The sequence below is a fragment of the Mesorhizobium sp. M7D.F.Ca.US.005.01.1.1 genome, from assembly GCF_003952545.1.
Classification (GTDB): Bacteria; Pseudomonadota; Alphaproteobacteria; order Rhizobiales; family Rhizobiaceae; genus Mesorhizobium; species Mesorhizobium loti.
The window spans coordinates 5,109,185-5,122,889 of the sequence record NZ_CP034453.1 but is presented as its reverse complement, the minus strand read 5'-3'; the positions used below and the strand labels follow the sequence as shown (position 1 = coordinate 5,122,889).

Below are 13,705 nucleotides of genomic sequence, written 5' to 3'. Positions count from 1 at the left end.
TCCGCCATCAACAATCGGTGACCGGAAATGTTCCCGCCCTGACCCTTCATATTTTTCTCGTCAAGGTTGCATTTGTATCGCAATGGTTGTATCGATGGATGGCTATTCCGAACATGTGGGTTCCCTTTGCCATGAAAAAACTCTTCATCAGCCTGTTCGCTATCCTTGCAAGTACCAGCTTCGCCATAGCCGAGGAGGCCGGCTGTGAGGCCTTCAAATGGCCGGTGACGCGGGAACAGGCGCTGTTTGCCGCCGCCCCGGCAACACCGTCGGGAGCAACGCTGGCGGTGGGCGCTGCCGCGGATCTGGCACTTGTGCCGGTGGAGAAGGCCGGCTTCGCACTGGCACCCGAACGTGCCCCGGCCTCGGACACGTTTGGCGCCGTCGCCAGCGTGGAAGTGCCGCCTGAGGGAGCCATCCAGATAAGTCTGTCAGGCGAGGCCTGGGTCGATGTTATTCAGGATGGCCACGCCATCAAGTCGGCGGGCTATAGCGGCGTGAAAACCTGCCCCGGCATCCGCAAGAGCGTGCGCTTCAAGCTTGCGCCCGGCCCGGCCACCGTCCAGTTCAGCGGTGCGAAAAAGGCGGACCTGAAGGTCGCGGTGCTGGCGCCGGAATAAATCGGTCGCCAAGCAGAGGAATACAGCCCTTCATCGGTGGTGCGATGAAGGGCCGGCGCTTTGTACCAGCGGTGTTTATCGCCGTCAGCGGACCGGCGCCATCAAGGCGAAGTGTGCGCCTTGCGGGTCCTGGCACTGCACGACCCAACTGCCGCCGGGGACCTCCATCGGCCCCATCAGGATCTTGCCGCCATTGTCGGTCACCCGTTTGGCCGCCGCATCGATGGCCGGAACATTGAAGTAGAACTGCCAGACCGGCACGGGGATCTGCTGCGGCTTGTTCATGATGCCGCCGCCGGATTCGGGGCCGGCCGTGAAGGTCTGGTAGGTGCCCATCGGGCCCATGTCGAAATCGCCGGCATCGACCCAGCCGAACTGCTTGGAATAGAAATCGAACGCGGCCTTCCAGTCACTTGTGTAAAGCTCGTGCCAGCCGATATGGCCCGGCGTGCTGGCCGGCACGACAGGCTGGTCCGGACCGTTCGGCTGCAGGAACATGAAGGTCGCGCCCTGCGGATCGGCGACGACGGCAAAGCGGCCGACGCCGGGAATGTCGTCGGGCTGGCGATGAACGGTGCCGCCGGCTTCCTCCAGTGATGCCGTTGCGGCATCGACATCCTTGGTGTGGATATAGCCGAGCCAGGCGGGCGGCATGCCCATCTTGGCGGCATCCTCGGGCATCGTCATCAGGCCGCCGACGCCACGTTCGCCGACATTCATGACGACATAGCGCGGCATGCCGGGCGCCACGTCGAAAGGCTGCGCCGTCCAGCCAACCACCTTGGGGTAGAACGCCTCGGCGGCGTCGAGATCTGATGTCATCAACTCGTACCAGAAGAAGGGCATGGGGGATTTTGGCATTTCGGTCTCCTCACCTTTCATGCATCGATCGTCGTCCAATCCATCCTAGGACGATCTTCACGACAGAAATCCGACAGCCGCCCGGACAATAATGGTCGAACGCAACAAGCGTTCCCCGGTTGCGCGCCCCGCGGTTTTCGATTTCTCTGCGGTGATGAGGGGTTGTCGTTCATGCGCTTGATGTCGCTCACGCCCGAGCTTGTCGCACTGTGCCATCGGGAAGAGGCCGATCCCGGTCCGGACCCGAGCTGGACGGAGTTGAACGACGAGGATTTCCGGGCCCTTGCCTTGCGGCTGTCCGATGAAGCCGACGAGGGCCCGCTATGGGTGTTCGCTTACGGATCGCTGATCTGGAAGCCGGAATTCGAATCGGTCGAGCAACAGCTCGCCACCGCCTTTGGCTGGCACCGTTCTTTCTGCCTCGACATGGTGCGTTGGCGCGGCAGCGCCGAACAGCCGGGTTTGATGATGGCGCTCGAACGCGGCGGACGCTGCAAGGGGGTGATCTATCGCTTGCCGGAGGGCGAAAAGCCGGCCCAGATCGAAAGGCTGCTGCGGCGCGAGATCAGCGACCATGAAAGTGTCGATACGGTCAGGTGGCTGCCGGTGCATACGCCGCAAGGAGCACTGCGCGCGCTTGGCTTCTGGGTCGGCGTGAAGGGCAGGGGAACGTCGCTGAACCAGCCGCTGGACAAGGTGGCGAGCGTGCTGGCCAGAGCCTGCGGGCATATCGGCTCCGGCGCCGAATATCTCTACAACACAGTCAGCCACCTCGAAGCGTTCGGCATCCACGACCGCAACCTGTGGCGATTGCAGCAACTGGTCGCGGAGGAGGTCCGGGCTATCCATGGCCACGGACTTGAGCCCGCCCATTCGCTCCCGCTGCAAACGCAACCGCAGTCGCAATAACATGAGTGAAAAAATCATGTTATTGTCCAGCCTTTTCAGGGGCTTGCGTCGAAAATTGACCAATTGATAAAAAAATAAAACGTGCTAGCCTTCCCCAAAACAAAACATGGGGAACTGACGATGCCAGAAGGCCAATTCAGGGAAGGCATTGCAGGCGGCAGGCTCTCGGCCGACCAGTATGCGGACAATTTTTCCGACCTGCACCCGCCGCTCGATCATCACGAGGCGCTGGTCGAATCCGACCGCTGCTATTTCTGCTACGACGCGCCGTGCATGAATGCATGCCCGACCTCGATCGACATTCCGCTGTTCATCCGCCAGATCTCGACCGGCAATCCGATCGGTTCGGCCAAGACCATCTTCGACCAGAACATCCTGGGCGGCATGTGCGCGCGCGTCTGCCCGACCGAGACGCTGTGCGAAGAAGTCTGCGTGCGCGAGGTGGCGGAAGGCAAGCCGGTGCAGATCGGCCGCTTGCAGCGCTATGCCACCGATGTCGCCATGGGCGAGAACAAGCAGTTTTATCCGCGCGCCGAGCCGACCGGGAAGACGGTCGCCGTGGTCGGCGCCGGCCCGGCCGGGCTTGCCGCCGCGCATCGGCTCGCCCGCCATGGCCATGACGTGACCATCCTCGAAGCGCGGCCGAAGGCCGGCGGCCTCAACGAATACGGCATCGCCGCCTACAAGAGCGTCGACAATTTCGCCCAGGCCGAAGTCGATTACGTGACCGCGATCGGCGGCATCGACATCCAGAACGGCAAGGCGCTCGGCAGCGACTACCAGCTGTCCGACCTGATCCGCAATTACGACGCGGTGTTTCTCGGCATGGGGCTTGGCGGCGTCAATGCGCTGCGCGCCGATGGCGAGGACGCCGACGGCGTCATCAATGCGGTCGAGTTCATTGCCGAACTGCGCCAGGCCAGTGACCTTTCCGGCCTGCCGGTTGGCCGCCGCGTCGTCGTCATCGGCGGCGGCATGACCGCCATCGACGCCGCCGTGCAGTCGAAACTGCTTGGCGCCGAGGAGGTGACGATCTGCTATCGGCGCGGCCAGGAGCACATGAACGCTTCCGGGTTCGAACAGGATCTGGCCGCCGCCAATGGCGTCACCATCCGCCACTGGCTGCAGCCGAAGCGGGTGATCGCCGAGGGCGGCAAGGTGTCGGCCATCGAGCTCGAATACACCGCCCTGAACGGCGACAAGCTTGCCGGCACCGGTGAGCGGCTTACGCTCGTTGCCGACCAGGTGTTCAAGGCGATTGGCCAGAGTTTTGTGCCGGCCGCACTCAACGGCAGCGGCGCCTCCATCGACCTCGAAGCCGGCCGCATCAAGGTCGATGCGGAAGGACGCACCTCGCTGGCGAAGGTCTGGGCCGGCGGCGACTGCATCTTCGGCGGCGACGACCTGACCGTCTCGGCCGTGGCGCAAGGCCGCGACGCGGCGGAGAGCATCAACAGGAGTCTGACGCAGGGATAAGGATCATGGCCACGGTGGAACCGGGCATCGCCCGTCACTACGACATATCGGGTCTGGAGCAGCGGATCCTTGCCGCGCTCGCCGATACCGGCGTGGAAATTGCCCATCTGCGTGCCGGCGATCTCGAAGCGGTCGACGAATTCCATATTGGCGGTGTCGCCGCCACCAGGGAACTCATCGATCAGATGGGGTTGAAGCCAGGGGCCGAGCTTCTCGATATCGGATCCGGTGTCGGCGGTCCGGCCCGCTTTGTCGCGAACAGCATCGGCGCCGATGTTACCGGCATCGACCTGACGCAAAGCTATGTCGATATCGCCACCAGCCTGTCGAAGCGAACCGGATTGGCCGACAAGACGCGCTTCGTGCAAGGCAGCGCGCTGGACATGCCATTCGCCGATGCCAGCTTCGATGCGGCAATGATCCTGCATGTCGGCATGAACCTTCCCGACAAGCCGAAGCTGATGAGCGAGGCTGCCCGCGTGTTGCGGTCGGGCGGTGTCTTCGCCGTCTACGATGTCATGCGGCTGAAGGACGGAGCGCTGACCTATCCGTTGCCATGGGCGTCCGATGAAACCATGTCCTTCGTCGCTACGCCGGACGACTATCGCTCGGCGGCAGTCGCCGCGGGGTTCTCGGTGACCGCTGAACGGCCACGCGGCGCTTTTGCCGTCGAGTTCTTCGCGACAATACGTGCTCGAATGGCCGCCGCGCAAGCGGAAGGCAGGAAGCCGCCGCCCGGCGTCGGCCTGATCATGGGCGAGGACGCCCGCACCAAGGTCGCCAATATCACCGCCGCGCTTGAAGGCGGCATTCTCGCACCCGTCGAACTGCTCCTTCGTCTCGGCTGAAAGGGACCTGTCATGGCAGACATCCGCAACAATTTCGTCGGCATCAAATCGCCAAATCCGTTCTGGCTGGCCTCGGCGCCGCCGACCGACAAGGCCTACAACGTCATCCGCGCCTTCAAGGCCGGCTGGGGCGGCGTGGTGTGGAAGACGCTGGGCGAGGAGGGTCCGCCGGTGGTCAACGTCAACGGCCCGCGCTATGGCGCGATCTGGGGCGCGGACCGGCGCCTGCTCGGCCTCAACAACATCGAGCTGATCACCGACCGCGACCTGCAGGTCAATCTGCGCGAGATCAAGCAGGTCAAGAAGGACTGGCCCGACCGCGCCATCGTCGTTTCGCTGATGGTACCCTGCGTCGAGGAGGCCTGGAAGGCGATCCTGCCGGTGGTCGAGGAGACGGAGGCCGACGGCATCGAGCTCAATTTCGGCTGCCCGCACGGCATGTCGGAACGCGGCATGGGTGCCGCCGTCGGCCAGGTGCCGGAATACATCGAAATGGTGGTGCGCTGGTGCAAGCAGAACACCCGCATGCCGGTCATCACCAAGCTGACGCCCAACATCACCGATGTGCGCAAGCCCGCGCGTGCGGCACACGCTGGCGGCACCGACGCCGTGTCGCTGATCAACACCATCAACTCGATCACCGGCGTCGATCTCGATAGTTTCGCACCGCAACCGACCATCGACGGCAAGGGTTCGCATGGCGGCTATTGCGGCCCGGCTGTGAAGCCGATCGCCATGAACATGGTGGCAGAGATCGCACGCGATCCTGAAACGCACGGCCTGCCGATCTCCGGCATCGGCGGCATCACCACCTGGCGCGACGCGGCCGAGTTCATGGCGCTCGGCGCCGGCAATGTGCAGGTCTGCACGGCGGCGATGACCTATGGCTTCAAGATCGTGCAGGAGATGATCGCCGGCCTGGAAAACTGGATGGACGAGAAGGGCCATGCCTCGCTGGACGACATCGTCGGCCGCGCCACGCCCAATGTCACCGACTGGCAGTATCTCAACCTCAACTACGTCGCAAAGGCGCGTATCGACCAGGACGCCTGCATCAAATGCGGCCGCTGCCACATCGCCTGCGAGGACACCTCGCACCAGGCGATCACCAGCATGGTCGACGGCGTCAGGCACTTCGAAGTGATCGAGGCTGAATGCGTCGGCTGCAATCTGTGCGTCAATGTCTGCCCGGTCGAGAACTGCATCACCATGGAACCGCTGGCGGCCGGCGTGATGGACCAGCGCACCGGCAAGCCGGTGTCGTCGATCTACGCCAACTGGACGACGCACCCGAACAATCCGATGGCCAAGGTAGCGGCGGAGTAGGGGAACCTCGACGAAAAAAGCGGCGCCTTCGGGCGCCGGTTTTCATTTTCATATTGCAGATAAAAATTATCCACGATAAGAGATATCCATGAATTGGAGATCGACACAATGAAGCTGGGCGAGGGCGTTGAAGCAGCCATCCACTGCGCCGCCATGCTGGCCGGCGTCGAGGGCAACAGCACCATGGCGGGCGCTGCCATGGCGGAGGCCTTTGGCCTGTCGCCGAGCTATCTGCTGAAGCATCTCAACATGCTGAGCGCGGCGCGCATCCTGGAATCGATCTCGGGACCGGCCGGCGGTTACCGGCTGGCGCGGCCGGCCGAGCGGATTTCGCTGCTCGATATCGTGCTGGCGGTGGAAGGGCGTGAGCCGGCTTTCCGCTGTGGCGAAATCCGCCGCAACGGTCCAGTCAAGCTCGACGCTTCCGCCTATGTCAAACCCTGCGGCATCAATGCCGCGATGCTAAAGGCCGAGCGCGCCTACCGCGCCGCACTCGCCGAGGCAAAGCTGTCGGATATCGTGGCCACTTACGCGGCAGAAGGCGACCCCAGATCGCTTGTCGCGAGCTGCGCCTTCGTCGAGCGCCATCAGCGGCCGCAGAAATCCAGTTCAACCAAGCAAGCGTAAAGGACATCAAGATGAAACAGAGGCTGCAATTTTTCGCCAAGGCGCCGGAGATCATGAAGGCGGTGTCGGCGCTCAACAAGGCAGTCGACGAATGCGGGCTCGAGGAAAGCCTGCTGCACCTGATCAAGCTCAGGGCGTCGCAGATCAATGGCTGCTCGTACTGCGTCGAGATGCATAGCCGTGAGGCGAGGCGTGACGGCGAGACCGAGCAGCGGCTCTATCTGGTTTCGGCCTGGAAGGAATCGCCGCTGTTTTCCGAGCGCGAACGCGCCGCCTTGGCCTGGACCGAAGCCGTCACCCTGATCGCTGACAATGGCGTGCCGGACGAACTCTATGCAAGGACGCTCGAGCATTTCTCGGAAGAGGAGCTGGTCAAGCTGTCCGTTGCGCTCGGCATGATCAACACCTGGAACCGGCTGTGCATCCCGTTCCAGGCCATTCATCCGATGCCGGCGGCCAAGGCCGCCTGATTGTCCGGATTGTGTTTTGGAGCGCCGTCGAGAAGGCGGCGCTCCAATCGTTTTCAAAGGGAGAGTTTGATGCCTGCCGATTTGCCTTCGACACTGTTGTTTCTCGGCCGCCTTTTGCTCGGCGGCGCCTTCGTCTTCGCCGGCTTGCGCAACATCCAGAACGCGGCCTTCCTGACCCAACTGATGGCCGCGCGCGGCGTGCCGCAGGCGCGGTTGGCGCTGTGGCTCGGCATCGTGCTTCAGGTCGCTGCCGGTGGGCTGGTGATCGCCGGCCTGTGGACGGCAATTGCTGCATCGGTGCTGCTGCTGTTCCTGATCGTCGCTACGCCGATGTTCCACAATTTCTGGGACCATCAGGGCGCGGACCGTGCGTCGCGCATCAACGGCTTCGTCGGCAATGTCGCGCTGAGTGGTAGTTTTCTGACGCTGATCGCGCAGTCTGCTTGATGCGGCTCCATGCCGAGTTCGGCAGTGTGGTGCCGACGGCATCCATCATTAAATCGGAACCAATCCAGCCGTTGACGCATTTCGCACCTGTATGCCGAGCATCCAGGATGAAATATGAAAATAGCCCATGTCGCGCCGCTTTATGAATCGGTGCCGCCCAGACTCTATGGCGGCACCGAGCGCATCGTCTCGTATCTGACCGAAGCGCTGGTCGATTTGGGCCATGAGGTGACACTGTTTGCCAGTGGCGACAGCCAGACCTCCGCGAAGCTGGTGGCTGGCCGGGAGTGCGCCCTTCGCCTCGATCCGCGCCCGCTCAAATCCGAGATCGCGGCGCATCTTTCGATGCTTGCGCAGGTGCGGGAACGGGCGTCGGAGTTTGACGTCATCCACTTCCACCTCAGCCATTTCCTGCATTTTTCCTTCTTCGAGGACATGGCGGAGCGGACGGTGACGACGCCGCATGGCAGGCTGGATTATGTCGACCTGGCGCCCGCCTATGAGCGTTTCCCGCGTTTTCCCCTGATTTCCATTTCGAACAGCCAGAAGGCGGGTCTTGCCAGGGCCAACTGGCTGGCGACGATCCACCACGGACTGCCGACCGATATCTACAAGCCGACTTTCGAGACGAAGGCGGAAGAACCCTATCTTGCCTTCCTCGGGCGGTTTTCACGCGACAAGCGCCCCGACCGTGCCATCGAGATCGCCATGCGCTCGGGGCTCAAGCTGAAGCTTGCGGCAAAGATCGGCGACGACGATCGCGCCTATTTCCATGAGATGGTCGAGCCGTTGATTGACGGCGATCGTGTCGAGTATGTCGGCGAGATAGAGGAGCACCAGAAAGCGGAATTTCTCGGCAAGGCGGCCGGCCTGCTGTTTCCGATCGACTGGCCGGAACCGTTCGGCCTTGCGGCCATCGAGGCGATGGCCTGCGGCACGCCGGTGATCGCCTGGAATTGCGGTGCACTGCCCGAGATCATCGACCAGGGCGTGACCGGTTTTATCGCTGACACAATGGACGGCGCGGTTGCCGCGGTGCCTGACTTGCTGCAACTCGACAGGCGAAAGGTGAGAGCCGTTTTCGAAAAGCGGTTTTCCGCCAGAAGAATGGCCGGCGACTATCTGGCGGCCTATGCGCGCCTGATCGGCGTCCCGAGCGAAGCGAAAGCGTCGTGAGTAGCGACGTGCGCCAGCGACAAGACCGGAACAACAGGGATTTGTGACCAATGGCCCTACTCGATGAGCGCCAGCTCGATCCCGCCGTAGCCCTTGCCTCGCTCGACGCAACCGCACCTCGCGAGCCGCACCGACTGTTTGCGCTCAAGCAGGGCGACTGCTTTGCGGTTGCCGATGCCTATGGCGACATACGCGGCGCCGGCGACGGTTTCTTCCGCGACGACACACGGGTACTCTCTGAATTTCGGCTGACCGTCGGTGGCCGGCAGACATCGCTGCTAGGCGCTTCGCTCAGCCAGGACAATGTGCTGTTCACCACCAACCTGACCAATCTGCCGATGCAAAGTGCCGCCGGTCGCGACATTCCGCAGGGCGCCATTCATGTCGAACGCGTCAGGCTGCTGTGGCAAGACAGGCTGTTCGAACGCATCACACTTTCCAACTACAGCCGGGAAACCTCGACAATCGGCGTTTCCCTGCACTTTGCCGCCGATTTCCGCGACATGTTCGAAGTGCGCGGCTCGACACGGCTGCGCCGTGGGATGGCGCATGTGGCCGAAATGGACGCGACATCCGTTCTGCTGCGCTATGACGGGTTGGACGGGCTGGCGCGCGCATCGGCGATATCGTTCTCGCAAGCACCGGACCAGCTGACGGCCGACCGCGCCGATTTCCTGCTCGCCGTGACCAAGCGCAGCAGCATGGTGCTGTATGTCGAGGTTGGTCCCGAGTTGGCCGAGCCGCCCGATCGCGACCGTTTCCGCGCCGCTGCCGCCCGGGCGCGCTTTGGCATGCGGGCCAAGCGTCGCCATGGCGCGACGGTGCACAGTTCTGGTCGCGTCTTCAACGATTGGGTCGAGCGTGCCCGTGCCGATGTCGCGCTGCTGACCACCGAGCTTGCGACCGGACCCTATCCCTATGCCGGAATTCCCTGGTTCTCGACGGCGTTCGGCCGTGACGGCGTCATCTCGGCGCTGCAGATGCTGTGGCTCAATCCGGGCCTGGCACGGGGCGTGCTGGCCTTCCTTGCCCAGCACCAGGCGACGGAGACGTCGCCGTTCAGCGATTCGCAGCCGGGCAAGATCATGCACGAGACGCGCAAGGGCGAGATGGCGGCGCTGCGGGAGCTTCCCTTCGGCCGCTATTATGGCGGCGTCGATACGACGCCGCTCTACATCCATCTCGCCTGTGCCTATGCCGATCGTACCGGTGACATGGCGTTCATCGACAGCCTGTGGCCGTCGCTGTGCGCCGCGGCCGAATGGACGGAGGAGGCGGGCCGAGAGACCGGCTTCGTGACCTATCAGCGGGCCGCCGAGTCCGGTCTCGCCAACCAGGGATGGAAGGACAGTTTCGATTCCGTCTTTCATGCCGATGGCCGCATTCCCAAGGGCCCGATCGCGCTGGTCGAAGTGCAGGGCTATGTCTTTGCCGCCTTTCGGGGGCTGGCCAAGCTTGCCCGCCGCCGTGGCGAGGACGACAAGGCCGATCACTGGGAGGACCGCGCCGAGGCCATGCGGGTGGCCGTGGAACGCGACTTCTGGCTCGACGATCTCGGCTTCTACGCCCTGGCGATCGATGGCGAAGGCGAACCCTGCAAGGTGCGGACTTCGAATGCGGGCCATCTCCTCCTTGTCGGATTGCCTGAGCCGGCGCGGGCGCAGATGGTCGCAGACCAGCTTCTTTCCGCCTCCTTCCATTCCGGCTGGGGGCTGAGGACGCTTGCCGACGATGCCGTGTTCTTCAACCCGATGTCGTACCACAATGGCTCGATCTGGCCGCATGACACCGCCATGTGCGGTGCCGGCCTGGCGCGTTATGGCGAGCGTGAAAGCGTGGTCCGCCTGATGAGCGGCACGTTCGAATCCGCGGTCCATTTCAACATGCGGCTGCCCGAACTGTTCTGCGGTTTTACCCGCGCGCCGGGCGAAGCACCCATCGCCTATCCCGTCGCCTGCCTGCCGCAAGCGTGGTCGGCAGGCTCCGCCTTCATGCTGATGCAGGCGTGCCTTGGCCTGGAGATCGACGGCTGGGATGGCGAAATCCGGGTTACCCGCCCGAGGCTGCCGATCGGCATCGACACGCTCACGCTTCGCCACCTGGGCGTTGGCGAACAAGTGGTCGATCTCACCTTCCAGCGCGTCGGCGACCGGGTCGTCGCTTTCCTCGCCGACCGCCATGAAGGGCTGGTGCCGCTCATCGTCAGAACATGATTCGAACAAAATTGGCGGAACCGATCCGGGCTTTGTGCGTTGCAAAATACAGGTCCGGACGGCGACCCCTGTCGCCGCGGACAGTTTCAAATCGGAAACACGAACAAAACGGCCGCCGAACGGCCGGAGGTGAGTTGGCATTCCCATGACAAATTACGGTGCGAACCTGCTCTGGGTTCTAATCCTCGCGAGCCTCGGTTTTTCCGCTTTTGCCGTTTTCTTCTCTCTATCGCGGCAGCGCCGCAGTCACCCTCCGGCGGTTGCGCATACAGCGGGCGAAGACGTGGCCGCGGAAGCGGCGCGCAAGGTGATCCGGGAATTCGAAAAGAATGGTCAATCGGCCGATGCTGCGCTGGTGACGTGGTCGCCCGAAACACTACGCAAGATACTGGCCGACGACCTGCCGGAGGCGCAGGTCATCGTGGTGTCCAACCGCGAACCCTATATCCACAACATCAGGGATGATGGCGTCGAATTGCTGGTGCCGGCCAGCGGGCTGGTGTCGGCGCTCGAGCCGATCACCCGCGCCTGTGGCGGCACCTGGATCGCCTATGGTGGTGGAACCGCGGACCGTCTGACGGTCGACCAGGACGACCGGGTACAGGTTCCGCCCGGCCATCCGTCCTACACGCTGCGCCGGGTCTGGCTGACGGAGGAAGAGCATCAGGGTTACTATCTCGGCTTCGCCAATGAGGGCCTCTGGCCGCTTTGCCATATCGCCTTCACCCGACCGATTTTTCGCGCCTCGGACTGGGAGGCCTATGAGGCCGTCAACCGGAAGTTCGCCGACACGGTGGTGGCCGAAGCGCGCAACGAGCGGCCGATCGTGCTGGTCCAGGACTACCACTTCGCGCTGCTGCCGCGCATGATCCGCGAGCGCCTGCCGGAGGCGATCGTCATCACCTTCTGGCACATCCCATGGCCGAATTCGGAAGTGTACAGCATCTGTCCGTGGCGTGAGCGCATCCTTGAGGGGCTGCTCGGCAGCTCGATCATCGGTTTCCACACCCAGTTCCACGCCAACAATTTCACTGAAAGCGTCGATCGCTTCCTGGAAAGCCGCATCGAGCGGGCGGATGCGGCGATCTCCTATGGCGGGCAGACGACGCTGGTGCACGCCTATCCCATTTCGATCGAATGGCCGGCGGACCTGCTGGCAAAATTGCCTGATGTCGATGACTGCCGCGCCCGCTTGCGGAACAGGTTCGGACTGAAAGCGGATGTGAAGCTGGCCGTGGGCGTCGAGCGCCTCGATTACACCAAGGGCATTCTGGATCGGTTTCAGGCGCTGGACGAATTGTTCAAGCGATACCCTGAATGGATTGGAAAGCTGGTTTTCCTGCAGATCGCGGCTCCCAGCCGCGGCACGCTCCCGGCCTACAAGCTGCTCCACGACGAATGCCACCGCTATGCCGAGGAACTCAACCAACGCTATGGCGGCGAGGGCTACAGACCGGTCATCATGGTGGCCGAACATCATTCGCAAGAACAGGTCTACGAGATCTATCGCGCCGCCGATATATGCATGGTCACCAGCCTGCATGACGGTATGAACCTGGTCGCCAAGGAATTCGTCGCGGCGCGCGACGACGAACAGGGCGTCTTGATGCTCAGCACCTTCGCCGGCGCCTCGCGCGAATTGCTGGAGGCGCTGATCGTCAACCCCTACGACGCGGCCATGATGAGCGAAGCGCTGCTGCAGGCACTGACCATGACGCCGGACGAACAGCGCGAGCGCATGCGGCCGATGCGGCAGATGGTCCGCGACAACAATGTCTATCGCTGGGCCGGCAGCATGCTTCTGGACGCGGCGCGCTTGCGCAAGCGCGGTGACCTCGATCGGGTAACCGGTGCTGGCGACCGGCCGCCCGGCATCGACAATGTCGTATCCATGTTCGAACGCAAACGGGTGGCAATGTTATGAGCGAGACCCTGGTTATGAGCGAGAGCCTGAAAAAAATTGCCAGCGAGAGCCTGCAAAAGCCGCCGGCCTTGCTGACTGGCGAATGGGCGTTGTTCCTCGACATTGACGGCACGCTGCTGGAACATGCGGAACACCCCGACGCCGTCTTGGTCAGCGACGAGCTTCGCTCCTTGCTGCAGGGGCTGGATCGCAAGCTGAACGGGGCATTGGCCTTCATCACAGGCCGCTCCGTTGCGGCAGCGGATCAGCTGTTTCAGCCTTTGAAGCTGCGCGCAGCCGGGCTTTATGGCCTGGAACACAGGCTGTTGCCGGACGACGACGTCGAAGTCGCCGGCGAGCCGGCGGATATCGCGGCGCTTGCCGACGAGATCCAGGCTGAGCTCGGTCGTGGGGCCTATATCGAGCGCAAAGGACGGGTGCTGGCCATCCACACGCGCGCTGCCCCGCACCTGCTTCCCCGCGCGACGCAGCTTGTCGAGCAGGCGCTGGCCACGCTGCCAAAGGGCTACCGCGTGGTTCCCGGCAATGCCGGTGTGGAACTGCTGCCGCTCGAGGCCGCCAAGGGCGCCGCGATCCGGCGTTTCATGGACATCGCGCCATTTGTGGGCCGCCGCCCGGTCTTCTTGGGCGACGACACCTCGGACGAAAACGGCTTCGAGGCCGTCAATGATGCCGGCGGCCTGTCGATACGGGTCAAGCCACCTGCGCATACCACCGCGCAGTACGGGCTGGCCGGTGTTGCCGAAACGCTCGCCTGGCTGAAAAGTCAGCTCTAGGTCCGGCCGAAGCGCACCCCGATCGCGCATCT

Annotated in this window: 13 protein-coding genes; 12 read left to right on the top strand and 1 reads right to left on the bottom strand. The window is 63.3% G+C overall.

Features of this window, described 5'->3' with window-relative positions:
- The first annotated feature begins 131 nt into the window (after positions 1-131).
- Positions 132-620 carry a hypothetical protein gene (locus tag EJ076_RS24860; RefSeq protein WP_206438827.1) on the top strand — a complete coding sequence of 163 codons (489 nt, stop codon included), beginning with the start codon at positions 132-134 and terminating at the stop codon, positions 618-620.
- Positions 621-704: 84 nt separating this feature from the next.
- Here EJ076_RS24860 and EJ076_RS24855 read toward each other — a convergent pair whose 3' ends face one another.
- Entirely contained in the window at positions 705-1,481 is a 777-nt protein-coding gene (locus EJ076_RS24855; RefSeq protein WP_126069610.1) for a VOC family protein, read from the bottom strand.
- A gap of 171 nt (positions 1,482-1,652) precedes the next feature.
- On the opposite strand from EJ076_RS24855, the gene EJ076_RS24850 reads away from it, so the two are divergent.
- The 11 genes from EJ076_RS24850 (at position 1,653) to otsB (ending at position 13,673) form a co-directional block, all read left to right on the top strand.
- On the top strand, positions 1,653-2,390 hold the full coding sequence (locus EJ076_RS24850; protein ID WP_126069609.1) for a gamma-glutamylcyclotransferase: 738 nt from the start codon (positions 1,653-1,655) through the stop codon (positions 2,388-2,390).
- A 120-nt stretch (positions 2,391-2,510) separates the two neighbouring features.
- Positions 2,511-3,866, top strand: coding sequence for an NAD(P)-dependent oxidoreductase (locus EJ076_RS24845; protein WP_126069608.1), 1,356 nt, complete (start codon positions 2,511-2,513; stop codon positions 3,864-3,866).
- A gap of 5 nt (positions 3,867-3,871) precedes the next feature.
- On the top strand, positions 3,872-4,714 hold the full coding sequence (locus tag EJ076_RS24840) for a methyltransferase domain-containing protein (RefSeq protein WP_126069607.1): 843 nt from the start codon (positions 3,872-3,874) through the stop codon (positions 4,712-4,714).
- Positions 4,715-4,726: 12 nt separating this feature from the next.
- On the top strand, positions 4,727-6,040 hold the full coding sequence (preA, locus tag EJ076_RS24835) for an NAD-dependent dihydropyrimidine dehydrogenase subunit PreA (protein ID WP_126069606.1): 1,314 nt from the start codon (positions 4,727-4,729) through the stop codon (positions 6,038-6,040).
- A gap of 108 nt (positions 6,041-6,148) precedes the next feature.
- A complete protein-coding gene (locus tag EJ076_RS24830) occupies positions 6,149-6,667 on the top strand; it encodes an Rrf2 family transcriptional regulator (protein ID WP_126069605.1) in 519 nt (172 codons plus the stop codon).
- Positions 6,668-6,678: 11 nt separating this feature from the next.
- Positions 6,679-7,137: a carboxymuconolactone decarboxylase family protein gene (locus EJ076_RS24825; RefSeq protein WP_126069604.1), complete on the top strand. Its 459-nt coding sequence runs from the start codon at positions 6,679-6,681 to the stop codon at positions 7,135-7,137.
- Between the two features lie 69 nt (positions 7,138-7,206).
- A complete protein-coding gene (locus EJ076_RS24820; protein ID WP_126069603.1) occupies positions 7,207-7,584 on the top strand; it encodes a DoxX family protein in 378 nt (125 codons plus the stop codon).
- A 114-nt stretch (positions 7,585-7,698) separates the two neighbouring features.
- A complete protein-coding gene (locus EJ076_RS24815; RefSeq protein WP_126069602.1) occupies positions 7,699-8,760 on the top strand; it encodes a glycosyltransferase family 4 protein in 1,062 nt (353 codons plus the stop codon).
- 50 nt (positions 8,761-8,810) lie between these two features.
- A complete protein-coding gene (locus EJ076_RS24810) occupies positions 8,811-10,973 on the top strand; it encodes an amylo-alpha-1,6-glucosidase (RefSeq protein ID WP_109668383.1) in 2,163 nt (720 codons plus the stop codon).
- Positions 10,974-11,118: 145 nt separating this feature from the next.
- The gene (locus EJ076_RS24805) at positions 11,119-12,897 is read left to right on the top strand and encodes a trehalose-6-phosphate synthase (protein ID WP_126069601.1); all 1,779 of its coding nucleotides are present in this window, start codon (positions 11,119-11,121) and stop codon (positions 12,895-12,897) included.
- Complete coding sequence (gene otsB, locus EJ076_RS24800) at positions 12,894-13,673, top strand: trehalose-phosphatase (RefSeq protein WP_245462873.1); 780 nt, start codon at positions 12,894-12,896, stop codon at positions 13,671-13,673. Before EJ076_RS24805 ends, otsB begins: the two co-directional genes overlap by 4 nt.
- Positions 13,674-13,705: the final 32 nt, after the last annotated feature.

Coding starts and splice junctions, on each gene's coding strand:
- EJ076_RS24860 (WP_206438827.1), top strand. CDS start 132: ATGAAAAAACTCTTCATCAGCCTGTTCGCTATCCTTGCAAGTACCAGC.
- EJ076_RS24855 (WP_126069610.1), bottom strand. CDS start 1,481: ATGCCAAAATCCCCCATGCCCTTCTTCTGGTACGAGTTGATGACATCA.
- EJ076_RS24850 (WP_126069609.1), top strand. CDS start 1,653: ATGCGCTTGATGTCGCTCACGCCCGAGCTTGTCGCACTGTGCCATCGG.
- EJ076_RS24845 (WP_126069608.1), top strand. CDS start 2,511: ATGCCAGAAGGCCAATTCAGGGAAGGCATTGCAGGCGGCAGGCTCTCG.
- EJ076_RS24840 (WP_126069607.1), top strand. CDS start 3,872: ATGGCCACGGTGGAACCGGGCATCGCCCGTCACTACGACATATCGGGT.
- preA (WP_126069606.1), top strand. CDS start 4,727: ATGGCAGACATCCGCAACAATTTCGTCGGCATCAAATCGCCAAATCCG.
- EJ076_RS24830 (WP_126069605.1), top strand. CDS start 6,149: ATGAAGCTGGGCGAGGGCGTTGAAGCAGCCATCCACTGCGCCGCCATG.
- EJ076_RS24825 (WP_126069604.1), top strand. CDS start 6,679: ATGAAACAGAGGCTGCAATTTTTCGCCAAGGCGCCGGAGATCATGAAG.
- EJ076_RS24820 (WP_126069603.1), top strand. CDS start 7,207: ATGCCTGCCGATTTGCCTTCGACACTGTTGTTTCTCGGCCGCCTTTTG.
- EJ076_RS24815 (WP_126069602.1), top strand. CDS start 7,699: ATGAAAATAGCCCATGTCGCGCCGCTTTATGAATCGGTGCCGCCCAGA.
- EJ076_RS24810 (WP_109668383.1), top strand. CDS start 8,811: ATGGCCCTACTCGATGAGCGCCAGCTCGATCCCGCCGTAGCCCTTGCC.
- EJ076_RS24805 (WP_126069601.1), top strand. CDS start 11,119: ATGACAAATTACGGTGCGAACCTGCTCTGGGTTCTAATCCTCGCGAGC.
- otsB (WP_245462873.1), top strand. CDS start 12,894: ATGAGCGAGACCCTGGTTATGAGCGAGAGCCTGAAAAAAATTGCCAGC.